The sequence below is a fragment of the Tenacibaculum sp. L6 genome (assembly GCF_028823685.1).
Lineage (GTDB): Bacteria > Bacteroidota > Bacteroidia > Flavobacteriales > Flavobacteriaceae > Polaribacter.
Window position 1 is genome coordinate 21,219 of record NZ_JAPEHZ010000012.1, and the last position, 23,281, is coordinate 44,499.

Here is a 23,281-nt window from a genome sequence, read left to right on the forward strand (position 1 = left end):
TTATCGGTTAATATATACCCAACCTTTTTTATGCTTTTGATAGGTATTAGGTTTATCACCTAATTCTAAATAATAGAAGTAAGTAGCTGCAGGAAGTTTGTCTTCTTTGTTAATGGTAGCTCTTCCGTTAGAAGTACCATCCCAGTTGTTTTTGTAGTTTTCAGTTTGGTAAACAATATTTCCCCAACGATTGTAAATAACTAATTTATTGTGAGGGTATTCCTCAACTTCATCAAAAACTAAGAAATCGTTTAGATTATCGCCATTAGGAGATATTAGAATATTATTATTGTTGTCTTTTATTTCGTCACTCATCAAAGAACCAATGGTAATTGCCTCATAGTTATCAGGAACAAAGGCAGCAGAGGTAATTGTTCCTTCCGATAAATCTCCGGTGACTTCTAGTACATCTAGGTTTACCCATTGATTTTCGGTTTTACTCCAACCTACTACAATTAATTGTGAAATTTGATTGACTAAGGAAGAAATATCGCTACGGCTATTCCATGTTAATGTAATTTGAGTTTCATTATTTCCATCTAAATCCCAAAACTCTGTTTGACTAATATTTTCAATGATCGCTTGTTTTTGATCAGTTAAAAAATTAGCAGTAAATGTTGTTGGAAAATTAGGGTCTTCGTAAAAATAGGCTCCTTTAAACGTATAATATCTGTTGGCATTCGGAATACTCATTGGACGTAACATAGCGCCATCTCCCACAGGAAAGGTAAAATCAGAAGTATTTTTATTTCCTTGTTTTAAAGAGGTGTAGCCGTTCACATGTCGCTCATCGTCTTCACCTGCATAGAAATCATAATCGATAAAATCGAGCGTTATATTGGTGTTATTTCTAGGAGTAATTACTTGTCCGTTAATAAAGTCTAATTGATTACGTACTCCAAGAGAATTGAATAACTCTAGATTTTGTAACGCATCAACTTCTACATTAAAAAAAGTAACACTATTAGTACCGGAAATCGTTCTTACTTCATTATCAGCATAGAAACCAGCAAAACCGGTATAATTATCTAGTGTACCATCATTAATAACATTGGTATGGAAACCTACTTGAGCTCCATCGTGCAATTGAACGTTACCAGAATTAAAAAAAGCAGTTTGGGAATAAGTATTGATTATCAAACCAAAGAAAAAAAAAGAATAAAAATATTTTTTCATGGTTTACTTTTTAAAAATTTAGGACAGTAAACATGAATTCTCTGTTTATTAAACTTGCATAATAATTTTTTATTTCTACTTTAAAATCACTTGGTGTTTGATCGTAGTAGCTAATAACTATGTATTGATTAACACCAGTACCGTTGGCAAAGGGGGTTAGTTGTATAGTGTAATTAGCATCCGTTCGTTGAGCAGCAGGTATATTAATTTGGTATCTGCCTGTTCCTAATCGTGCTACGGTATATCCAGTAGTAATTTTAGCAACACTACCATCGGCATTAATTTTACCCATTGCTTTTATTGGTGAGTTGTAATACACTCCACCGTTAGCTCCAGTAGATATTTGATTATTAGTTTCAGAAGCAACTAATTTTTTCTTTTCAACAACACCATTTGCATCGGTTGTTAAAATGTCATTATTTGTAGTAACAGTAGATATATCTCTAATACGTACTTTACCATTAACATCTAAACGTTCAGAAGGGATAGTGGTATTTATACCAACATTTTGATTAGATTGAAGAATTCTAACTGCTTCAGTATTGTTTGTTCTTAAAGATAAATCTTGAGCATCAGTAGTTCCAATAAAATTATTTGTAGGATTTGTGGCTGAGTTACCAGTAACTTTCCAATTATTATTAATATTGTTTAGAATATTACTAATACTTACCCATCTAGTTCCATCACTCTGTACCTTTAATGTAGTATTATTGTTTATCGTAGATGTATCTGTGTTTGATTCGTTTCTGTAAGTAGAAGAATTAATGTTTCCACCAGATACATTTTTAATTATGTAGATTCTTCCTTTACAGGTATTTGCTGTAGGAAAATTAATTGTAACGTTAGCTATAACAACTACTGTATGATGGTCTTCATTAAGTGTAGTGTTAGAGTTAATTTGTTCAATAGATTTAGAGACAGATCCCTCAATTTGTAAAGTCGAATTAGCTATTAATTTAGGGTTTGTAACACCTCCGTTTGAAGGTGCATTTATATTGTCTGTTACAGAATATTGATTCTGATTAATATTAATACCAAAACGTGTTTTAGCATTCTCAGTAGCATTAGATCCTTGAACTCTAAAAAACTCTTTATAGAACTCTCCATTTCTATAGTCAAATCTTTTGAAAACAATAGGTTCGTTTCCATCATCGGCAATAACAAACTCCAAACGACCGTCATTAGTAGGACCAGCGGAACCTATTTCAAAAAAATCAGTACCTCCAGAACTACCTTTTAACCTAAAACTTCCATTAGAAGTTGTATAAAACATAGGTTTGTAAAAGCTAGCACCGTCAGCTCTAAATTGTAATGCAGATACACCATCAGAACCATTTAAATATACTAACGATTGGTTTGGGTTGTTATAATCAGTTCTAGTTGGTTCGTTTAAGCCTAATGTTTGTCTTCTACCAAACTCTAGCATTGGAGTATTGTTCGAACGAATTTGCATTTTAACATCATCAATCGTTCCTAAAAAATTTGTATTCGTAGTTCCAGTATTACCTGTAATTAGCCAGTTATTCAAAGCAGGATTATCTATCCAATCTACACCGGAGCCTGTAGAGGTTAATATTTGACCAGGAGTTCCAGGAGAGTTATTTATGTCTACAAGATTTTTTTCTAATATAAGATCTTCGTTAATTCTAGTATCACTTCCAATTAAATCTATAAGACCGCCTGTAGCTCTTAAAGCTATAGATCCAGTAGATTCTATGTTAGTGAATCCAGAGTTACGAATATCAAATCGACTAAAGTTTGTAAAATCTAAAGAATTTCCATTTCCATTTAAAATTCTATCTGATGTTAAATTATCGTCGACAGTATAAATGTTTTGAGCTGTTGTAGAGGTAATTAATTTCCAACCGTCTGCAGTATCATAAACCTTTATTTCGTTGTTGGTTGTATCAAACCAAACATCTCCTTCAACAGGGTTAGGGGGTGGATTCCCGTCGTTAGTAGTGTTTACAAGGTTATTATTAATTTTTTGTATCGTTCCTTTATTGTCAATAACCCTAACTTCTTGTGCATTGGTACTTAAAGTAAAAAGTACCAATGCAAAAGTTAGTATAAATGTTTTTATATGTTTAATGTTCTTAGGCATTAAGAAAAATCAAAAATATTTATTATTTTATCCAATGAACCTCAATGATGTCACCAGCATACACTTCCCAATCACTTGGAACTGCTGCTTGTGGTTGAAGAGTTATCGAAGCAGAATCAGCAGCTGTAGCTCCATTGACAACTATATAATCTACATTTGCCACAAGTTTAGCACCATTTCTATATACACTTACTTTTTGATAAACTAAATTTTGTGGAGCACCTGGAAGAGCAGATAAAGCTAAAGTAGAAGGATTGGCAGTGTCCACTATCTCAGCTGCTGCATATACATGTTGACTTCCTTGAACTTCTAATAAGTCTGATAATTGCATTTTTTGAATGGCACCAGTAGCTTCATCTCTGATTAAAACTGTAAAACCAGTAGCTCCTAAACCGTCATTATGATCACCACGATCTTGAGCGTTTGTTGAAGCTGTTGTTACATCTGTAATTAATTGTAGACCATTTAAAGCAAATTCAGTGCCAGCATCCGCAGTTATATATGTGTTGTCTGTTAAAGTACCTCCTAATTGCCAAGTGGTGGTGGTTCTATTAGCCCCATTAGTAGAGGTAATTTGTGTAATACCATTTTTAGATTGTACATACTTAATAGTACCTTTATTGTCTATTAATCTTACTACTTTAGTAGCATCTGCATCTTTGTCTAATCTACCGTCACTAGGATCAGTCGTTTGTGCACTAACAGTACCCATAGCAAGGAAACCAACGGCTACTAAAGCGACTTTTAATTTGTTTGTAATTGTTTTCATAATTTAAAGAATTGATTGCGTTATTAAACTTTTTTTAATTTTTGTTTTATATTAATATAATTGAACGATTCGTATTTCATCACCTGCGTAACAAGTTGCTGCAGATTCTATGGTTATGGTGGTGGCGTTATCTACTGTAAAATCAATACGTACCCCATTTCTATATACATTTATCTTGTCGGTAGTATAAAGCGTTAACCCTGTAAATGTTACTTGTCCGTCAGTAGCAATAATGTCAGTTACTTCTTCTCTTAATAAATTACTAGCCGTTGTTCTTTTAAGGACGCCTGTGGTTCTATCAATAGTTACGATATCATCTGTAGTAACATCTCCGTTTTGTAAACCTGTTATGGCTAAGGTATTGGTAGCATCGGTTTCAATAACCGTAGGTTGTATTAAAACGCCGCCTAACTGAATGGTGTTATTAGCGTTTACCAACAAACCGTTATTGGCGGATGGTGTTGTGTTTGAGTTTAACCAAGTAGTGCCATCGTAAGCATAAATAATTCCCGTACTGCTATCTACATACACATCACCAGCAATAGGGTTTGGGGCAGTACTTGCATTCGGACTTCCGTTTCCTCTTCTCGGGTTGTTGTCGATAGCAATCCAGTTGCTGCCATCCCAAATATGTGTTGTGTTATTTTGCGTGTCGTTTATCCAAAAATCACCTAAACTGTTATTACTAGGAGCAGTACTCGATGTCGTTACGTTAATTCCGCCTCCTGTACCTCCTGTACATAAACTAGCCCAAGCGGTTCCGTTGTACATAAACACACAATTACGATCGGTGTTAAACACCAACGCACCTCGTAAAGGTTGAATTGCGTTCATTTGAGTGTCAGTCATTTTACTAATAACTAAAACCTTGTCTGAACTTTCTAATTCTAAAATGGAATTTGAGTGTATAGAAGAAGGATTGTTCCCAATTTTTACCTGAGCAAAAATAGGGGTTAACAGAAAAATAAGAATTAAAGAAAAGAGTAGTTTTCTTTCCATTCAGTGAGCTAATTAATTGGTTTCTAAGACTCGGGGGATTCTTAGAATACAGGTTCTGTATCTGAGACAAATGTAATAAAAAAGTTTTCTTATTTTGAAAGATGCCTAATTTTTTTTGTGTATTTTTTTAAAACGAGTATTTCACCTAAGAAATGAAAAGGATTTTTATATGGTGTGTTAAAATCGGTGTGATTGGTAGTTGCTATGCAAAAAAGAGACTTCCAATGCGCTCTAATAGCTTTTAAAGCTTTTAGGTAGGTGTAGTTTTCAGAATCGTAAATATGCGTAGGTTCAGCGATGATTCCGTTAATTTCTAAAACCTTAAAATCGGTGCCGTTTTCTAATTCTTCAAACGTATTGTATTTTATGTCAACCCTTCCGTAGTACCAACCAGGAATAGCTTTGCTTAGTTGATCGAAAGTCTTAATTAACTTTTTGCTGATAAGGTGATTACCATTGATAAATTGTGTTCCTTTGGAATGATTTCCTACCGCTGTAAGTTTTATGATTTCGTTTTTCTTCGGAATAGAAGCGAGTTTTTCTTTATGGATTTCAGCAAATAAATCGACGTATAATTTAGCCCTATCATCTGCAAGGATTAATTCTTTTAGATTTGCGTTACCATTTCCTGTTACTGATAGAAAATGTTTCAAGGTTAAAGAAGAAATTTGCCCTGTTTGCTCATTCGGATTTCTATGATAAAAAACGCCACATTCATTTTCGTAGTCTAAAAACTCCTGAATAATAATATTAATAGGATACTTTTCAAGATAGTTTTTAAGTTCTTCTTCGGAAGCTATTTTTTGAACCAACAACCCTCTGAAACCTACATCTGGTTTCGCAATTAAAGGAAAAGCTATTTGTTGCTGATTGATAGCAAAAAGAACGTCCTCAAATTTAGTAGTAGCTTTTACTAAAACTGATTTCGGGCGGTGTTTTTCAGGAACCAATAAAATAGTTTCATACTTACTTTCTGTTCCGTTTCCTGAACTTTTTATACAGGGATTCGTAGCGCTGAAAAAAGTTAAATGTTTAGCTCTTAGTGCCAAATAAAAAGCATAGGGTAGGTTAGGGAGGTAAAACATTGCTGAAGGCCAATGCTCCCAATTCGTAAGTTTTTGTATGGTGTTACTTTTTTTCAAAAAGGTAATCTAGCAAGGTTTTAAATGTTTTAAAACCGAAATATACGGTAAAAAGGGTTAGCAAAATACCTATAACTAACAAACCATAGGCAAAGAAAACTTTTGGAGCTTCTTTAAATATACGGATTGCTTTAAAAGCAATACTTAATACCAGTGGAGATGCAATAAGTAATCCTAAAAAGATTAGGAGTTTTTTAATGCCTTTTTCTAAAGTAGAAGTGTTACTCATTGTTGAAATTTTTAATAGCTTCTCGAACACTTCCGTGTTTTTTTAATAAGTCTGCCGCAGTTTTTTGGTCAATCTGTAACTCAGTCATTAACATTTTTTCGCCTCTATCAACTAGTTTGTTGTTTGATAGTTGCATGTCTACCATTTTATTTCCTTTTACTTTTCCTAATTGAATCATGCTTGCAGTAGACAACATGTTTAACACCAATTTTTGAGCGGTACCTGCCTTCATTCGAGAGCTACCCGTTACAAATTCAGGTCCAACAACAACTTCAATAGGAAATTGTGCTGTAAGTGCTAACGGACTTCCTTCGTTACAGGTTATACAGCCTGTAACTATGTTATTTTCATTGCATTTTTCTAGAGCTGATATCACATACGGAGTGGTACCAGAAGCTGCAATACCGACCACAACATCTTTAGATGATATGTCGTGTTTTTGTAAGTCTTCCCAACCTTGTGTGGTAGAATCTTCAGCAAATTCTACCGCTTTTCTAATGGCATAATCTCCTCCAGCAATTAAGCCAACAACCAACTCATGCGGTACGCCGAAAGTAGGAGGGCACTCGCTTGCATCAACAATTCCTAATCTACCGCTAGTTCCTGCTCCCATATAAAATAATCGTCCGCCTTCTTTTAGTTTTAGAACGATTTGTCGGGTTAGATTTTCTATTTGCGGTAAAGCTTTTTCAACAGCTAAAGGAACTGTTTTATCTTCATTATTAATGTTTGTTAATAATTCAGAAATACTCATCTGCTCTAAGTTGTTGTACTTAGAATCTTGCTCGGTCGTTTTGGTAAACTTCATGCTTCAAATTTACTAATTTAAAAGTTTAAGCAAGAAGTGTGACGTTTATAATTTTTGAGTGTCTTATTATATGAAGCCTAACAATATTAATGGGGTATTATATAATAATTTGGGGGAATTATTAGTAAGTTGTTTGTTTTTCTTATTTTAAACGAAAAAGCAGGTGAGAAATCACCTGCTTTTTGTTTCATAAGTTGTTATACTATATTAAATGCTTTGTAAAATAGCATTGAAAGTAGCACTAGGACGCATTACATCATCAGCCAAAGTATCGTTAGGTTCGTAGTACCCACCAATGTTTACCGCTTTTCCTTGAACAGTGTTTAGTTCATTTACAATTGTAGTTTCACCCGCAGCCATTTTTTCAGCAATAGGAGCGAACTGAGCTTTTAATTCTGCATCGTTGTCTTGAGCAGCTAATGCTTGAGCCCAATACATAGCTAAATAAAAGTGAGAACCTCTGTTGTCTAACTCTCCAGTTTTTCTAGAAGGACCTTTTTTGTTATCTAACAACTTGCTTGTAGCATCGTCTAAAGTTTCTGCTAAAACTTTCGCTTTATTGTTGTTGTTCGTTTCACCTAAGTGTTCTAAAGAAACCGCCAAGGCTAAAAATTCTCCTAAAGAATCCCAACGTAAGTGATTTTCTTCTACTAATTGCTCAACGTGTTTAGGAGCAGATCCACCAGCACCAGTTTCAAATAATCCACCACCATTCATTAATGGTACGATAGATAACATTTTAGCTGAAGTTCCTAATTCTAAAATAGGGAAAAGATCTGTTAAATAGTCACGTAACACGTTTCCTGTAACAGAAATAGTATCCTTTCCTTCTTTAACTCTTTCTAACGTATATTTAGTAGCTTCTACAGGCGATAAAATTTTAATTTCTAACCCTGTAGTATCGTGGTCTTGTAAGTATTTTTCTACTTTTTTGATGATTTCTGCATCGTGTGCTCTTTCTTTTCCTAACCAGAAAACAGCAGGAGTGTCAGTAGCTCTTGCACGAGTAACAGCTAGCTTTACCCAATCTTGGATAGGAGCGTCTTTAGTTTGACACATTCTCCAGATATCACCAGCTTCAACAGTGTGTTCTAATAAAGTAGTTCCGTTTGCATCAATAACTTCAACTTTTCCATCAGCAGCAATTTCAAAAGTTTTATCGTGAGAACCATATTCTTCAGCTTTTTGAGCCATTAATCCTACGTTAGGAACGGTTCCCATAGTAGTTGGATCAAAAGCACCATTTTTAATACAAAAATCGATAGTTTCCTGATATAATCCAGCATATGAACTATCAGGAATTACCGCTTTGGTGTCTTGTTGTTTTCCTTCTTTATTCCACATTTGTCCTGAAGTACGAATCATTGCAGGCATTGAAGCATCAATAATTACATCTGAAGGAACGTGTAAGTTGGTAATTCCTTTGTCGGAATTTACCATTGCTAAATCAGGATTGTTAGCATAAACAGCTTCAATATCAGCTAAGATTACTGCTTTTTTATCTGCTGATAATTCTTCTAGATTGCTTATTAAGTTACCGAATCCGTTGTTTACATCTACACCAATTTCTTTGAAAGTTTGGCTGTGTTTAGCGTATAAATCTTTAAAGAAAACACGAACAGCATGTCCGAAAATGATAGGGTCAGAAACCTTCATCATGGTTGCTTTCATGTGTAAAGAGAATAATACTCCTTTGTCTTTAGCGTCTTTAACTTGCTCTTCTAAGAAAGTTAATAAAGCTTTTTTACTCATTACAGAAGCGTCGATAACTTCTTCAGCTAGTAAAGAAACTTTTTCTTTTAAAACAGTTTTGTTTCCGTTGGCATCAGTATGTACAATTTGTACATCAGTAGCATTTGGTACAGTGACTGATTTTTCACTATGTGCAAAATCACCTTCAGTCATTGTAGAAACGTGTGTTTTAGAGTCAGCACTCCAAGCTCCCATTGAATGAGGGTTCTTTTTTGCGTAGTTCTTAACAGCTTTAGGAGCTCTACGGTCAGAGTTTCCTTCACGTAACACAGGGTTTACTGCAGAACCTTTTACTTTATTATAAAGTGCTAAAACAGCTTTTTCTTCATCGGTAGTAGCTTCTTCTGGGTAGTCAGGTAATGCGTAACCTAAAGCTTGTAATTCTTTAATAGCAGCTTTTAACTGAGGAACAGAAGCAGAAATATTAGGAAGTTTAATAATGTTAGCTTCTGGTTTTGTAGCTAAGTCACCTAAAAAAGCTAAAGCATCTTCTACTTGTTGTTCTTTTGTTAAGTAGCTTGAAAAATTAGCAAGAATACGACCCGCAAGAGAAATATCTTTGGTTTCTATTTCTATGTTAGATGATTTTGTAAAAGCTTTTACGATAGGTAAAAACGAACGAGTAGCTAATGCTGGAGCTTCATCCGTTTTTGTATACATAATTTTAGCAGTCTTATTCATATTTATATGTAATAATTAAATTATATTTTGAAGTGAGGCAAATTTAAGAATAACGAACGAGTTTTCTAATGCTAAATTGTTATTAATTAAGGTTTTTTATTGTGAAAATGATAATATAATGGGTTAAAATGAAGATTTCGTTATCAAAAAAAAAGCCATATCAAACAATTTCTTGTAATTGACATGGCTTTCCTGAAATAATAAGAGCACTGACTTGTATTGCTACATCATCAAATAAAACAGTGTTTATGTTTCTTCCGTAGAAAAAACTACATTACTACTTCAAATTTGAAGCTTCATTTTATAAAAAATCTATTTATAAAACTACTACTTCGATGTTTTTAAACGGATTCGCTAAATTTAAAACCAATAATACTTATAAACTTATAACTAGAAAATTATAAATTACTAATAACTTACAATTAATCAAAAATTACGATGGAATTTAGCTTTTCTAAGCTTAAAAACAAAATATATAAAGAACGTTACTTTAAATGGTTTACTTTGTGTGATTAATATAGTTTAACTATTTTTTGACGTCACTTATTTGTAAACTCTTTCTCAAATATAAGAAGATTTTTTGGAATTTCATTGGTTTTAACTAGTTAGTTATCAACAGGTTGAAAGGGAGGGGTTATTAACAAAATGTGCATAAAAAAAGCACTGTGAAACCACAGTGCTTTTGCTTCTTAAACGAAAGAAAATCTTAGTGTCTTCTTTCTTTAATTCTTGCTTTCTTACCAGTAAGACCTCTAAAGTAGAAAATACGGGCTCTACGTACTTTACCTCTTTTGTTAACTTCGATCTTTTGAATAGATGGTAAGTTGATTGGGAAGATACGCTCAACACCTACAGTACCAGACATTTTTCTGATAGTAAATGTTTCAGAAGCTCCACTACCTCTTTTTTGGATAACAACTCCTCTAAAGAACTGAGTACGAACTTTATCTCCTTCTCTAATTTCGTAGTACACTGTAATAGTGTCTCCAGCTGCGAATTCTGGTAATTCGTTTTTTGTTACAAATTCGTCTTGAACAAATTTTACTAAATCCATTTCTATAATTATTTATGGTTGCGTAAAAGCAACATACACGATTTTTTCGTCAGAGGTTGATTTTAGTGGCTGCAAATTTAAGATTTTTATTTCGATAAAAAAAATAAATAAACAGCTGATTATTAGTTAATCTAACAAGTCAGGTCGTATTTCTTTGGTGCGTTTATACGCTTGTTCTGAACGCCACTCTTCAATTTTAGGAAAATTACCAGACAATAATACTTCTGGTACTTTCATGCCTTCATATTCAGAAGGTCTTGTGTATACGGGTGGTGATAACAAATTATCCTGAAAACTATCGGTTAAAGCAGAAGTTTCATCACCTAAAACACCAGGAATTAATCGAATTACGGCATCACATAAAACTGCGGCCGCAAGTTCGCCTCCGGTTAATACATAATCGCCAATAGATATTTCTTTGGTAACATATTTATCACGTACACGTTGGTCAACACCTTTATAATGTCCTGTTAAAATGATGATATTTTCTTTTAAAGAAAGTGTGTTTGCAGTAGCTTGGTTTAAAGTTTTAGCATCAGGAGTCATATAGATTATTTCATCATAAGTTCTTTCTGATTGCAACATGTCAATACATTTCGCAATGGGTTCAATCATTAAAACCATGCCTGCACCTCCACCAAATTGGTAATCGTCTACTTGACGATAGTTGCCAAAACCGTATTCTCTTAAATTGTGAAAATGAACTTCAGCTAAGTCTTTTTCAATAGCTCTTTTCATCATTGAGTTTTCAAAAGGGCTTTTAATTAAGTCGGGTTCTACTGTGATAATATCTATTCGCATGCGGCAAAGATATATCTTTTAAAGGAGATTTTACTGAGAGAATATTTTTTTGAATTTCTTCGGAAGTTCTTTCGTAATCGTTATTTTTTCTTCGGAAAAGGGATGCTTAAAATCGAGTGTAGAAGCATGAAGAAATAACCCTTTTCCATTTAAGATTAGGTCTTCTAAAAAGTATTCTTTGTCACCTAAAATAGGATTACCAATAGCAAAAAGATGCTTGCGTAATTGATGTTTTCTTCCTGTTTGAGGTTGAAGTTTAACTAGATTCAAGAACTCAAATCTTGGAGAAGCGAGCGCTTTTATCATCAATAGGTAAATCGATTTCTCCGTTTTGTTTCATTTTACCAATACAAATTGCAAAATATGTTTTTTGAATTTTTTTTTGCTCAAAAAGTTTATTCAAAGCAATGATACTTTCGGTTGTTTTTCCAATGAGTAGCAATCCACTAGTCGGATAATCTAATCGATGTACTGGTCTGGGACGAGTGGCATTTGGTAAGCTGCTTTTTTGTAGATTTTGAGTAAGTGTGTTGTCCATCGTAGCAAAAGAGTTTCCGCTAACTAAAATTCCTGCTGGTTTATATACAATAGCTAAATAATCATCTTCAAAAAGAACTTCTAAAGGAAAATGGAAGTGTTTTTTATTAGTGTTGTCTTCAGTTTGAAATAATTCAATGGTTTCGTTTCCTTTAATAAATAATGCGGTAGTAGCAGGTTTTCCGTTAACAAATATCAAATTATTTTTAATAGCCTTTTTTAGTCCAGATTTTGTGGGTAATGTAGCAAAAATACCAACTCCATATTCTTGTAATCGAATAGGAGTTTTTAAAAGAGGAACTTTATGAGTTTCTAATAACTGCATATCTGTTTGTTGAAGTGGTAAAGGTAGAAAGTTTGTAAAGTTCAAAAATTAAAACTGTAAAATTAAAACTGTAAAATTAAAAGTGAAAAGTGAAAAAAAATGTAAAATTATTTGTGATGTAAGTGTAAAAAAATAAACTTCCTAAAACCTAAAACCTAAAACCTAAAACCTAAAACCTAAAACCTAAAACCTAAAACCCTACCGCAGTATCATCTCCTCTAGGATCAGCACCACCTTCTAGTTTTCCATTGGGAAGTACTAAAATAGCATCTACTTTACCAATAACAGGTGAGTTTGTTTCGTCTAGTTCGTATCCGAGTAGTTGTAGCTCTTTTTTTACTTCTTCGTTAAAACCATTAGGTTCCATTTTAATTACATCAGGCAACCATTGATGGTGAAAGCGTGGTTGATTTACTGCTTCTTGCATTCCCATGTCAAATTCATGCACATTTAAAATGGTTTGTAATACAGATGTGATGATGGTTGAGCCTCCAGGGGTTCCTACAACCATATACAAGTTTCCGTTTTTCTCTACAATGGTAGGAGTCATAGAACTTAACATGCGTTTTTCAGGTTCTATTTTATTAGCTTCAGCACCTACCAAACCAAACATATTTGGTACCCCAGGTTTGCTTGAAAAATCATCCATTTCATTGTTTAGGAAGAATCCTAAATCTGAACAATATAATTTAGAACCGTAAGCTCCGTTGATGGTTGTGGTGGCTGAAATAGCATTTCCAAATTGATCAACAATAGAGTAGTGGGTGGTTTCGTCGCTTTCAATCATAGTAATGCTTCCGTGAGAAACATTGGTTGAAGGAGTCGCTTTTTCAAAAGAAAAATCATCCATTCGATTTTTTGTGTACTCTTTGCTTATAAGTGTTTTAACTGGAATCTCAACAAAATCAGGATCACCTAAGTAAAAACTTCTATCTGCATATGCTCTACGTTCAGCTTCGGTGATTACTTGCATCGCTTTTGTTGAATTATGTCCGTATTTGTCTAAATCAAACGGTTCAATTCCATTCATAATTTGTGCTAAACAAATACCTCCACTAGCAGGTGGTGACATGGAAATGATTCGTAAATCGTCATAGGTAAAAGTTATCGGAGTTCTCCATTTGGCTTCATACTTAGCTAAATCTTCTTCGGTCATAATTCCGCCATTGTCTTGCATAAAAGAAACTAAACGTTTAGCGGTTTCTCCTTTGTAAAACTCATCACGACCGTTTTTTGAAATGCGCCCTAAGGTTTCTGCTAGAGCAGGGTATTTAATGGTGTCACCTTTTTTCCAAGATTTATCAAAAAGAATAGAGTCTTTATTCGCTTTTAAAAAGTAGTGTTGATATTTTTTAATGCGGTCTTCTTGTTTTTGAGTAACTATAACGCCTTTTTTAGCTAAGGCTATAACTGGTTTTAAAATTTCTTGTATAGGTAATGAACCAAATTTTTCGTGTGTAGCAAAAACTCCAGCTACTGTACCGGGTATTCCAACAGCCATAGCGCCCAAGGTACTTTTGTTTTCAATTACATTTCCTAAGCTGTCTAAATACATGTTTTTATGAGCGGCAAGTGGTGCTTTCTCACGGTAATCTAACGCGCCAATTTCTCCTGAATTGTTGCGGTAGACCATGAATCCGCCACCGCCTATGTTTCCTGCATACGGATAAGCAACTGCCAAAGCTAGTTCGGTAGCAACCATGGCATCAAAAGCATTTCCTCCTTTTTGTAAGATGTCTGATCCTATTTTTGAAGCTTCTTTACGAGCAGAAACTACCATGGCTTTTTCGGTAATTACACCCGTAACTTTATCTTTTTTACAACTGTATAGTGTTATAAATGCAGTAAGAAGTAATAGTGTTTTTTTCATGAGTTTTAACTTAATTCTTCTAGTTTTTGATGTGAAAAAGTACGCAAATCTTCAAAAAATGTGGTAAAATCGTTTTCAAAAATAGTATAGTGTTCTAGTAGGTCTTCCGTGGCTAAATTCATGTGAGATTTACCATTGGTGCGTCTGTTCATTCCGCTTAATACTTCTTGAATACCTTTAGCAAACTGGTAGTTGTATAACCAGTTGTATTCAATCATGTATGGAAGCATCTCTTGAGTTTTTTGAGGAAGGATATTGAAGTTTTTTTGTAATAAATTATAAACAGAGTCTACATAAACGTCTAATGGGATTTGAGAATAATCTTTCCAGTTTTTAGATAAAAAATGATCGTAAAAAATATCGATGATTACTCCGTCATAGTGGCGATATCTTTCGTGAAGGCGACGCTTACTAATCCTAACAATTTCATGTGCATCTGTATAGGTGTCTATTTCTCGGTGTAGTAAAATACCTTTTTGAATATCTTCATGATAATGAGAAAAGTTTTTCCCTTTTACATGATCGGCAATAAAGTTACCAATCATTACATTGGTGTCATTATCGGAAAGATATAAATGCGCTAAAAAATTCATTTTATAAATGTAAACAAAAAACCACAACTGAAAAGTTGTGGTTTGAAAGTTTATGTATAAAATTTAGTTTTTTACTGGAGTGTTCTTTAAAATCTCTAGTAAAAACTTCCAGAATTTTTGCGTTGACGATATTTGTGCGCGCTCATCAGGCGAGTGAGCTCCTTTAATATTAGGACCGAAAGAAACCATGTCCATTTCTGGATAGTTCTGACCTAAAATACCACATTCTAATCCAGCGTGACAAGCAGCCACAATAGGTTTTTCGTTGTGTAATTCCTCATATAAATCTGTTACCGTTTTTAAAATTTCAGAGTTTACGTTTGGTAACCATCCTGGATACGAACCAGAAAACTCTACGTCAAAACCTGCTAATTCGAAAGCTGAACGTAATGAGTTCGCTAAATCCCATTTATTAGTTTCAGAAGAAGAACGTGTTAAACATCCAATTTTAATAGCGCCGTCTTTTACAATAATACGAGCAATATTGTTTGATGTTTCTACCAATCCTTCAATATCAGGACTCATACGGTATACGCCATTCAAGGCTGTGTAAACGGCTTTAATTAATCCTTCTTGAACTCCTAAATCCATTACAGTTTCTGGAGTTTCAACTTCTTTTAATTCGATAGAAAGATTAGGTTCTAATGTTGAAAACTCAGCTTTAATGTTGTTGATAAGTTCATGGATTTCAAATAAGAAAGGTTCTTTAGAAACAGCATCAATAACTACTGTAGAAAAACTTTCGCGAGGAATAGCATTACGTAAGCTACCTCCGTTTATTTCAGTAACACGTAATCCGAAGTTTGTAAATCCATCAAATAATAAACGGTTCATAATTTTGTTAGCGTTTCCTAAACCTTTGATGATATCCATTCCAGAGTGACCCCCATTTAATCCTGTTACAGAAATTTCATAAGCGATTGTGTTTTCAGGAGTAGCTTCTTCATTGTAGCTTCTAGTAGCAGTTATATCTACACCACCAGCACATCCCATTCCAATTTCATCATCTTCCTCTGTATCTAGGTTTAATAAAATTTCACCTTCTAATAAACCTCCTTCAAGACCCATAGCACCTGTCATACCAGTTTCTTCATCAATTGTGAATAAAGCTTCGATAGCAGGGTGAGGGATGTCAGTAGATTCTAAAACTCCCATAATAGCAGCAACACCTAAACCGTTGTCAGCACCTAAAGTAGTTCCTTCAGCTTTAACCCAATCACCATCTACAAACATTTTAATTCCTTCAGTATCAAAATCAAAAACTGTATCTGCATTTTTTTGATGTACCATATCTAAATGGCTTTGCATAACTACTGTTTTACGGTCTTCCATTCCAACTGAAGCAGGTTTGCGAATAATCACGTTTCCTACTTTGTCAACCATAGTTTCAAGGTTTAATTTTTTACCAAAATCAACCATAAATTGAATAATTCTTTCTTCTTTTTTTGATGGACGAGGAACTGCGTTTAAATCTGCGAAATTTTTCCAAACAGCTTTCGGTTCTAGGTTTCTTATCTCTGAATTCATTGTGAATTGTTTGTTTAATTTTAAAGCTACGAAGATACTTAATCCTTATCGAAAAATTGTAAATTCGCAGCATGGATTTTTCGTCAAAATTATTAGAAAATGCAGTAAATGAAGTAAGTCGATTACCAGGGATTGGTAAACGCACTGCACTTCGTTTGGTGTTACATTTATTGAAACAACCGAAAGAGAATACGAAGTATTTAACAGAAGCATTGACGCATTTACGTAACGATGTAAAATCATGTAAAAAGTGTCATAATATTTCAGATACAATATTGTGTGATATTTGTAGTAATCCGAAAAGAAATGATGAAATAGTCTGTGTAGTAGAGGACATTCGAGATGTGATGGCGATTGAAAATACAGCACAATACAGAGGTTTGTATCATGTGTTAGGAGGGAAGATTTCTCCTATTGAAGGAATTGGTCCTCAAAACTTACAAATAGAATCCTTAGTAGAAAAAGTAAAAGAAGGCGAAATTAAAGAATTAATTTTTGCCTTAAGTTCTACGATGGAAGGTGATACGACTAACTTTTATATTTACAAACAGATAGAGCAATACGGAATTACAACTTCAACGATTGCTAGAGGAATCTCGGTAGGAGATGAGTTAGAGTATGCGGACGAGGTTACTTTAGGAAGAAGTATTGTGAACAGGATACCGTTTGAACAATCGATAAAGGGATAAAAAAAAGCGAAGTTTTAAACTTCGCTTTTTTCTAATTATCTAATTTTTTATCTTCATCCATCAATTCTTGCTCGTATTTATCCCACGATTTTTTAGCTCTTACTTTTTTGTAATAACGAATACCAATCATCAATAATACTCCAAATAGAATAATTCCTACCACACCCCAAATCCAGTTAATAGCACTTTTTAAAACGACTAAAAATACAACAGCGAATAAAATTACAGTTGGAATTTCATTAAATATGCGAAGTTTATTAGGTGTGTATTTAATCTCATCACGTTGTAGTTCTTTGTAGATTTTGTGACAAAATCCGTGGTAAAAATACAATGCTAATACAAAGGCTAATTTCACATGCATCCACGGCATTTTTAAATAATAAGGGTTTTTATATAGCATCCAAAAAGCAAAAAAACTTGCTAAAAATAAAGAAGGCCAAGTAATAATATACCATAAACGTTTAGACATTAACTTGTATTGAGTTTGCAATATAGACTTGGCAGGTTCGTCTTTTTTTTCTGCCTCTACATGGTAAATAAACAGACGACCTATGTAAAATAATCCTGCAAACCATGTGACTACAAATATGATGTGTAATGCTTTTACGTATAAAAAGTCCATTATCTTTAGTTTAAAAGTTGAAAGTTATAAAGTTTTTATTTTGCTTACTGCTTACTGCTTACTGAAAACTCATCAATCCATCCTGCTAATACATCCACCCATTCATCGTTGTCGTTAATACAAGGAACAGTGTAAAACTCTTCACCACCAGCTTCCAAAAAATCATGTTTGCCCTCCATTGCTATTTCTTCTAAAGTTTCTAAACAATCAGAAACAAAGGCAGGAGTTACAATAGCTAACTTTTTAATTCCGTCTTTTTCAGCTTTATTTACAATTGTTCTATCAGTATACGGTTGTAACCAAGGATCTACTCCTAAGCGTGATTGAAATGAAGTGGATACTTTATTTTCGTCTAAACCTAATTCAGAAATTACATTTTTTGTAGTTTGATAACATTGGTGACGGTAACAATACTTATGAGCTTCAGAAGGAGTGTTACAACAACTTAAATTTCCTGCCTCAGGGTTACAGTGCGATTTTGTGATGTCAGATTTTCTGATGTGTCGCTCTGGTACTCCGTGATAAGAAAATAAGATATGGTCGTAGTCTTTATCAGCTAAATAATCTTTTATGCTGTTAGATAACGCTTTAATATATTCTGGTTTGTTGTAAAAAGCAGGAACATCCGTAATTTTCATGTTTGGGAAGAATTCTTTTCGTAATTCTTCAGCTAAAACCAAAATAGTCTCAGTAGTCGCCATAGCAAACTGAGGATATAACGGAACTAATAAAACATCCGTAACACCTTTGTCGTGTAGTTCTTGTAATCCATTTTTGATAGAAGGGTTTCCATAGCGCATTGCTAAAGCAACAGGTAGTTCTGTTTTTGCTTGTACTTTGTTTTGTAAGCGTTCTGATAATACAATTAGGGGAGAACCTTCTTTCCACCAGATTTTTTGATAGGCTTCTGCCGATTTTTTTGGACGTGTATTTAAAATAATACCTCTAACAATAAATGCACGTAACCAAAACGGAACGTCAATAACACGTTCGTCCATTAAAAATTCATCTAAGTACTTTTTTACATCTTTAGGATTTGTACTTTCTGGTGAGCCAAGGTTTACTAATAAAACTCCTTTCATATTTATCTGAATTTATTTCAGTTTTTTTTCTTTTAACTGATTTGTTGTTTCGTATAATGCAATAGCTAAACTATGAATTACATTCATGCTGGAATTTCGCCCGTACATTGGTATAGCTACTGTTGCATCTACCAAATTAACGTTTTCTATACCATTTCTTTCGCTACCCAAAAGTAACACAATTTTCGAATGTGGACTGAAATCGTAATCGCTAATATCTATGCTTTCATCGGTAATTTCAATTCCAATAATCACGTTTCCTTCTTCTTTTAATTGATGGATAAGTTGTTCAAAATCGTTATACGTACTATGGGGAATTTGTTGAATCGTATTTCGAGCAGTTTTCTTAACAATTCTGTTCTCTATAGAAGGAGAACTTTCGTGTAAATAGATTTTAGATACCCCAGAACTTTCTGAAATGCGAAAACACATTCCAATGTTTTCAGGAGTTCGGATAGCGTCACAAACAATAGTTATAGGAAAACTTTGTTGGTTGTTTTCTATATCGTAATGAGTTAGTTGTTTCATTTGTTTTTAGTTGAAAAGTTAGAAGGTTTAAAAGTTTCTAAAGTTTATATTTTGCCTACTGACTCAAATTCATTACATATTGTTTAGGTGTAGTGCCAAATTTCTTTTTAAAAGCAGCAATAAAGTGACTAGAAGTACTGTAACCAACATGCAATCCAACCTCATTTACATTGTATTGATTACTTTCTAAAAGTTTACGAGCATGATCCATTTTGTAATCAAACAAGAAGCTATATACCGTATCTCCATAAATTTGTTTGAAACCTTCTTTTAATTTTTTAAGATTTAATCCTACTTCATTAGCTAGGTCTTGTAAACTTGGTGGTTCACTCATTCTAGAGATAATAATGTCTTTTGCTTTTCTAATTTTTAAAACTTCTCTGTCATCAATTAGGAAAGGGCAATACTCTTCGCTGGTATTTTCTCCGCTATCAAAATGTAAACTCAGTAGTTCGTATGTTTTTCCTTTAATATAAAGGTCTCGCATAGAACTTTGGTTTTGAGCTGTTAATATTTGCTGAAGCACAAATAATACATTTGGATTTATTTCAGCGTTGTCATAATACTTTTTGTTCTTATTGTTTTCACTTAAAAAAGGAATGTAGCTCGCTTCTTTAGAAAAAAAAGTGTGGAACTTTTCAATAGAAATCAACACAGAAACTAGTGAGGTTTTTGGTAAAATCTCTAAGTTAATAGGAAGGTTTTGTTGGGGGTTGTATAAGAAAATAGAATGCTTATCTAATACGTTAAAAGTATAGCTGTTGTTGTTAAAATGAAACTTACAATTACCTTTAACACAGTAGTGTAGTTGTATGTAAGAGTTGTCGATATCTCTTTTGAAAAACTCAGTCTCATCAGAGTTGTTTTGAAATTTTAGCACAAAAAAACCCTTTTCTAGCGAAACTTCTCTAAATGTACTTTCTGCGATATTTTTTGACATAGATTCTATGTTTTTTTTAAAGCTTGTTATTTAGAATGATTCTAAAATAATATATCTCTACAAGCCTAATTTACTGCAAAAATACACTTTTGAATAGGTTTTTGGTGTGTTTTTAGGTGAAAAAACAAATAGCGACATTAAAAGTTCTTTTAGCGATACTTTTTTTTATTCAATATTTATATTTTTGACCGACTTTTTTGAAGAAGACTCAATGACAGTAGAAAACAAACAACAAGGGAACTTATACAACATAGGCGTTAGTTATAAAAAAGCTGATGCTGCAATTAGGGGGAAGTTTAGCATTTCTAAAGAAAATCAGAAAGCACTTTTAAAAGAAGCGAAGCAAAACGGTGTAGACGGTATTTTTGTACTGTCAACCTGTAACAGAACAGAAATCTGTGGTTTTGCCGAACATCCTTTTCAGCTAATTAGTATGTTGTGTAAATATTCAAACGGAACTGTTGAAGAATTTGCAGACGTATCTAACGTATATAAAAACAACGAAGCTATTAACCATTTATTCAGAATGGGGACCGGTTTAGATAGTCAAATTTTAGGAGACTATGAAATCGTTGGTCAGTTACGTCAAGCTTTTAAACAAGCAAAAAAGTTAGGAACTACCAATGCATATTTTGAGCGTTTGTTAAATCACGTAATGCAAGCGAGTAAGCGTGTTAAGAACGAAACAAAATTAAGTTCAGGTACCACTTCAGTATCGTATGCTGCGGTACAGTACATTATCAATAATTTACCAGATTACAATTCGAAAAATATTTTAGTTTTCGGATTAGGTAAAATGGGAAAACACACCTGTAAAAACTTAGCAGAATACACGCAAAACAAATCGGTAAGTTTAATTAATAGAACTGAGGAAAAAGTTTCGGAATTTGTAAAAGAACATCCATTAATTAGAGATGCTAAGTATGCTGATTTAACAACTGAAGTGCATAACACAGATGTGTTAATTGTATCTACAGGAGCTAGTTTTCCCACAATCACGAAAGAACACATTCCTGCAGATAAAGAATTGTTGATTTTAGATTTATCGATGCCTGCGAATGTTTCCAAAGAAGTTGCTGAATTAGAAAATCTAACTATTGTTAATGTTGATGACTTATCTAAAGTTACTGATGAAACTTTAGCAATTCGCCAACAAGAAGTTCCAGTTGCTGAAGCAATTATCGATACTCATAATCAAGAGTTTCAAGAGTGGTTAAATCACAGAAGATTTACGCCAGCTATTACAGCGTTAAAAGAATCATTACAAACGATTCAACAAGACGAAATAGCATTCCATAAAAAGAAAATTAAAAATTTTGATGAAGAACAAGCAGAAATATTAACATCAAGATTTATTCAAAAAATAACTACACAATTTGTAAAACACTTAAAAGACGAAGAAACTTCGGTAAATACAAGTATTGAAGTAATGGCTAAAGTGTTTGGTGCAAATTTACAAGCGATCCATGCAGAAGACAATTAGAATAGGTACACGTGATAGCCAATTGGCTATGTGGCAAGCAACAAAAGTTCAAAAACTTTTAGAAGAATTAGGACATGAAACTAAAATAATACCCGTTAAATCAGCGGGTGATTTAATTTTAGATAAACCCCTTTATGAGTTAGGAATCACAGGAATTTTTACGAGAATTTTAGACATCGCTATGTTAAATGATGAAATTGACATTGCGGTGCATTCAATGAAAGATGTTCCTACAATATTACCAGAAGGTATTATACAAGCTGCGGTTTTAAAACGTGCTAATTACAACGATATTTTGTTGTTAAAAGACAATGAAGAATTCATGTCGCAACCAAATGGAGTGATTGCAACGGGTAGTTTACGTAGAAAAGCACAATGGTTAAACCGTTACCCAACCCATACAGTTGAAGGGTTACGAGGAAACATCAATACACGTTTACAAAAGCTAGAAGATAATAATTGGAATGGAGCTGTTTTTGCAGCAGCAGGATTAGAACGTGTAGGATTACGACCAAAAGGAGCAGTGAACTTAACATGGATGATTCCAGCTCCAGCTCAAGGAGCAATCATGGTTACTGCTTTAGATGAAAACAAAGAGATTAAAGAAATTTGTGCTGAGTTAAATGATAAGGATACCGAAATCTGTACGGGGATAGAGCGTGAGTTCTTAAATCGTTTAGAAGGAGGTTGTTCAGCACCTATCGGAGCTTTGGCTTTTATCAACGAAAAAGAAAATGAAATAAACTTCAAAGGAATTTTACTAAGTAGAGATGGTAAAAAGAAGATTGAAGTAAGTAAAAAAGTAAAAGTAGGTAAGCATAAATTTGTAGCAAAAGATTGCGCAAATTATGTGATAGATAAAGGAGGAAAGCTAATTATGATGGAAGATGAAGGGATTGAAAAGCAATTTTCAGTTTATTCAACCAAAAAATTATCAGAAGCACAAAAGAAATTATTACCAACAACTATGCATGTTGAGGATAGTGATTTTATTAAAATCCGTTTTAATAGAATTGCTCCTAAGGTAATTAAGAATGGAATAGAGAATGTGATTATCACCAGTAAAAACGGAGTAGAAGCACTTTTAAACTCTTTCACTTCAGAAGAATTACAGTTTAAAAATATTTACTGTGTTGGTCGAAGAACTAAAAAGTTAATCGAACAACGTATTGGTAAAGTAGCTCATTCAGAAAATAATGCAAAAAAATTATCTGAATACTTATCAAAAGAATTAAAAGGACAAGAAGTTACTTATTTCTGTAGCGATTTACGTTTAGATACCCTTCCTATGCTTTTAAAAGCGAACGGAGTTACGGTAAATGAAGTAGAAGCTTATAAAACAATGTACAGTCCAACTAAGGTTGATGAGAAGGTAAACGGAGTATTGTTCTACAGCCCATCAACAGTAGAAAGTTATATGGAAGAAAACGCTGCTGATAAAATTGCATTTTGTATAGGTGAAAGTACGGCGAATGAAGCTAAAAAGCATTTTAAAGAAGTGCAAGTAGCGAAAATGCCAACCGTAGAAAGTGTTATAGAGTTAGTGAACTTACACTTTGTTAAAAAATAA

22 protein-coding genes are annotated in these 23,281 nt (G+C 33.5%); 3 read left to right on the forward strand and 19 right to left on the reverse strand.

Annotated features, from left to right (window positions below):
* The 15 genes from OU788_RS04035 to OU788_RS04100 form a co-directional block, all read right to left on the reverse strand.
* Positions 1-1,176, reverse strand: coding sequence for a gliding motility-associated C-terminal domain-containing protein (locus OU788_RS04035; protein ID WP_274633967.1), 1,176 nt, complete (start codon positions 1,174-1,176; stop codon positions 1-3).
* A 10-nt stretch (positions 1,177-1,186) separates the two neighbouring features.
* Complete coding sequence (locus OU788_RS04040; protein WP_274633968.1) at positions 1,187-3,280, reverse strand: hypothetical protein; 2,094 nt, start codon at positions 3,278-3,280, stop codon at positions 1,187-1,189.
* Between the two features lie 22 nt (positions 3,281-3,302).
* Positions 3,303-4,049: a hypothetical protein gene (locus tag OU788_RS04045; RefSeq protein WP_274633969.1), complete on the reverse strand. Its 747-nt coding sequence runs from the start codon at positions 4,047-4,049 to the stop codon at positions 3,303-3,305.
* A 51-nt stretch (positions 4,050-4,100) separates the two neighbouring features.
* Positions 4,101-5,048 carry a hypothetical protein gene (locus OU788_RS04050; RefSeq protein ID WP_274633970.1) on the reverse strand — a complete coding sequence of 316 codons (948 nt, stop codon included), beginning with the start codon at positions 5,046-5,048 and terminating at the stop codon, positions 4,101-4,103.
* An 89-nt stretch (positions 5,049-5,137) separates the two neighbouring features.
* Entirely contained in the window at positions 5,138-6,190 is a 1,053-nt protein-coding gene (locus tag OU788_RS04055; protein WP_274633971.1) for a D-alanine--D-alanine ligase, read from the reverse strand.
* A complete protein-coding gene (locus OU788_RS04060) occupies positions 6,177-6,419 on the reverse strand; it encodes a DUF6095 family protein (RefSeq protein ID WP_274633972.1) in 243 nt (80 codons plus the stop codon). The genes OU788_RS04055 and OU788_RS04060 overlap by 14 nt, the downstream gene beginning before the upstream one ends.
* Positions 6,412-7,227, reverse strand: coding sequence for an N-acetylmuramic acid 6-phosphate etherase (murQ, locus tag OU788_RS04065; protein WP_274633973.1), 816 nt, complete (start codon positions 7,225-7,227; stop codon positions 6,412-6,414). Before murQ ends, OU788_RS04060 begins: the two co-directional genes overlap by 8 nt.
* A gap of 207 nt (positions 7,228-7,434) precedes the next feature.
* Positions 7,435-9,660, reverse strand: coding sequence for an NADP-dependent isocitrate dehydrogenase (locus OU788_RS04070; RefSeq protein WP_274633974.1), 2,226 nt, complete (start codon positions 9,658-9,660; stop codon positions 7,435-7,437).
* 706 nt (positions 9,661-10,366) lie between these two features.
* Positions 10,367-10,714 (reverse strand): 50S ribosomal protein L19, encoded by a 348-nt coding sequence (gene rplS / locus OU788_RS04075; RefSeq protein WP_274633975.1) that lies wholly within the window; start codon positions 10,712-10,714, stop codon positions 10,367-10,369.
* Between the two features lie 126 nt (positions 10,715-10,840).
* The gene (trmD, locus tag OU788_RS04080; RefSeq protein ID WP_274633976.1) at positions 10,841-11,515 is read right to left on the reverse strand and encodes a tRNA (guanosine(37)-N1)-methyltransferase TrmD; all 675 of its coding nucleotides are present in this window, start codon (positions 11,513-11,515) and stop codon (positions 10,841-10,843) included.
* A 30-nt stretch (positions 11,516-11,545) separates the two neighbouring features.
* Entirely contained in the window at positions 11,546-11,785 is a 240-nt protein-coding gene (locus OU788_RS12900; protein WP_342454901.1) for a hypothetical protein, read from the reverse strand.
* A 4-nt stretch (positions 11,786-11,789) separates the two neighbouring features.
* The gene (locus OU788_RS04085; protein WP_342454902.1) at positions 11,790-12,422 is read right to left on the reverse strand and encodes a pseudouridine synthase; all 633 of its coding nucleotides are present in this window, start codon (positions 12,420-12,422) and stop codon (positions 11,790-11,792) included.
* 145 nt (positions 12,423-12,567) lie between these two features.
* Positions 12,568-14,247 carry a gamma-glutamyltransferase gene (gene ggt, locus OU788_RS04090; RefSeq protein WP_274633977.1) on the reverse strand — a complete coding sequence of 560 codons (1,680 nt, stop codon included), beginning with the start codon at positions 14,245-14,247 and terminating at the stop codon, positions 12,568-12,570.
* Between the two features lie 5 nt (positions 14,248-14,252).
* The gene (locus tag OU788_RS04095; RefSeq protein ID WP_274633978.1) at positions 14,253-14,840 is read right to left on the reverse strand and encodes an acyl carrier protein phosphodiesterase; all 588 of its coding nucleotides are present in this window, start codon (positions 14,838-14,840) and stop codon (positions 14,253-14,255) included.
* Between the two features lie 63 nt (positions 14,841-14,903).
* Positions 14,904-16,367, reverse strand: a complete 1,464-nt coding sequence (locus OU788_RS04100; RefSeq protein ID WP_274633979.1) for an aminoacyl-histidine dipeptidase — start codon at positions 16,365-16,367, stop codon at positions 14,904-14,906.
* Positions 16,368-16,438: 71 nt separating this feature from the next.
* On the opposite strand from OU788_RS04100, the gene recR reads away from it, so the two are divergent.
* Positions 16,439-17,056, forward strand: a complete 618-nt coding sequence (gene recR, locus OU788_RS04105) for a recombination mediator RecR (RefSeq protein ID WP_274633980.1) — start codon at positions 16,439-16,441, stop codon at positions 17,054-17,056.
* A 31-nt stretch (positions 17,057-17,087) separates the two neighbouring features.
* Here the strand turns inward: recR and OU788_RS04110 are convergent, their stop codons facing one another.
* Genes OU788_RS04110 through OU788_RS04125 form a run of 4 tightly spaced genes read right to left on the reverse strand, consistent with a single transcriptional unit; the run spans position 17,088 to position 20,228 of the window.
* Complete coding sequence (locus tag OU788_RS04110; protein ID WP_274633981.1) at positions 17,088-17,678, reverse strand: CopD family protein; 591 nt, start codon at positions 17,676-17,678, stop codon at positions 17,088-17,090.
* Between the two features lie 44 nt (positions 17,679-17,722).
* Positions 17,723-18,760, reverse strand: a complete 1,038-nt coding sequence (gene hemH, locus OU788_RS04115) for a ferrochelatase (RefSeq protein ID WP_274633982.1) — start codon at positions 18,758-18,760, stop codon at positions 17,723-17,725.
* 12 nt (positions 18,761-18,772) lie between these two features.
* Positions 18,773-19,288, reverse strand: coding sequence for a TrmH family RNA methyltransferase (locus OU788_RS04120; RefSeq protein WP_274633983.1), 516 nt, complete (start codon positions 19,286-19,288; stop codon positions 18,773-18,775).
* Positions 19,289-19,343: 55 nt separating this feature from the next.
* Entirely contained in the window at positions 19,344-20,228 is an 885-nt protein-coding gene (locus OU788_RS04125; protein ID WP_274633984.1) for a helix-turn-helix transcriptional regulator, read from the reverse strand.
* 211 nt (positions 20,229-20,439) lie between these two features.
* Between OU788_RS04125 and hemA the strand changes: the two genes are divergently transcribed.
* Together hemA and hemC are read left to right on the forward strand one after the other, a co-directional pair.
* Positions 20,440-21,711, forward strand: a complete 1,272-nt coding sequence (hemA, locus tag OU788_RS04130; RefSeq protein WP_274633994.1) for a glutamyl-tRNA reductase — start codon at positions 20,440-20,442, stop codon at positions 21,709-21,711.
* Positions 21,695-23,281 (forward strand): hydroxymethylbilane synthase, encoded by a 1,587-nt coding sequence (gene hemC, locus OU788_RS04135; RefSeq protein ID WP_274633985.1) that lies wholly within the window; start codon positions 21,695-21,697, stop codon positions 23,279-23,281. Before hemA ends, hemC begins: the two co-directional genes overlap by 17 nt.

Excerpts from the sequence above, each read along its gene's own strand:
- OU788_RS04035 (WP_274633967.1), bottom strand. The coding sequence starts at position 1,176 with ATGAAAAAATATTTTTATTCTTTTTTTTTCTTTGGTTTGATAATCAAT.
- OU788_RS04040 (WP_274633968.1), bottom strand. The coding sequence starts at position 3,280 with ATGCCTAAGAACATTAAACATATAAAAACATTTATACTAACTTTTGCA.
- OU788_RS04045 (WP_274633969.1), bottom strand. The coding sequence starts at position 4,049 with ATGAAAACAATTACAAACAAATTAAAAGTCGCTTTAGTAGCCGTTGGT.
- OU788_RS04050 (WP_274633970.1), bottom strand. The coding sequence starts at position 5,048 with ATGGAAAGAAAACTACTCTTTTCTTTAATTCTTATTTTTCTGTTAACC.
- OU788_RS04060 (WP_274633972.1), bottom strand. The coding sequence starts at position 6,419 with ATGAGTAACACTTCTACTTTAGAAAAAGGCATTAAAAAACTCCTAATC.
- murQ (WP_274633973.1), bottom strand. The coding sequence starts at position 7,227 with ATGAAGTTTACCAAAACGACCGAGCAAGATTCTAAGTACAACAACTTA.
- OU788_RS04070 (WP_274633974.1), bottom strand. The coding sequence starts at position 9,660 with ATGAATAAGACTGCTAAAATTATGTATACAAAAACGGATGAAGCTCCA.
- rplS (WP_274633975.1), bottom strand. The coding sequence starts at position 10,714 with ATGGATTTAGTAAAATTTGTTCAAGACGAATTTGTAACAAAAAACGAA.
- trmD (WP_274633976.1), bottom strand. The coding sequence starts at position 11,515 with ATGCGAATAGATATTATCACAGTAGAACCCGACTTAATTAAAAGCCCT.
- ggt (WP_274633977.1), bottom strand. The coding sequence starts at position 14,247 with ATGAAAAAAACACTATTACTTCTTACTGCATTTATAACACTATACAGT.
- OU788_RS04095 (WP_274633978.1), bottom strand. The coding sequence starts at position 14,840 with ATGAATTTTTTAGCGCATTTATATCTTTCCGATAATGACACCAATGTA.
- OU788_RS04100 (WP_274633979.1), bottom strand. The coding sequence starts at position 16,367 with ATGAATTCAGAGATAAGAAACCTAGAACCGAAAGCTGTTTGGAAAAAT.
- recR (WP_274633980.1), top strand. The coding sequence starts at position 16,439 with ATGGATTTTTCGTCAAAATTATTAGAAAATGCAGTAAATGAAGTAAGT.
- OU788_RS04110 (WP_274633981.1), bottom strand. The coding sequence starts at position 17,678 with ATGGACTTTTTATACGTAAAAGCATTACACATCATATTTGTAGTCACA.
- hemH (WP_274633982.1), bottom strand. The coding sequence starts at position 18,760 with ATGAAAGGAGTTTTATTAGTAAACCTTGGCTCACCAGAAAGTACAAAT.
- OU788_RS04120 (WP_274633983.1), bottom strand. The coding sequence starts at position 19,288 with ATGAAACAACTAACTCATTACGATATAGAAAACAACCAACAAAGTTTT.
- OU788_RS04125 (WP_274633984.1), bottom strand. The coding sequence starts at position 20,228 with ATGTCAAAAAATATCGCAGAAAGTACATTTAGAGAAGTTTCGCTAGAA.
- hemA (WP_274633994.1), top strand. The coding sequence starts at position 20,440 with ATGACAGTAGAAAACAAACAACAAGGGAACTTATACAACATAGGCGTT.
- hemC (WP_274633985.1), top strand. The coding sequence starts at position 21,695 with ATGCAGAAGACAATTAGAATAGGTACACGTGATAGCCAATTGGCTATG.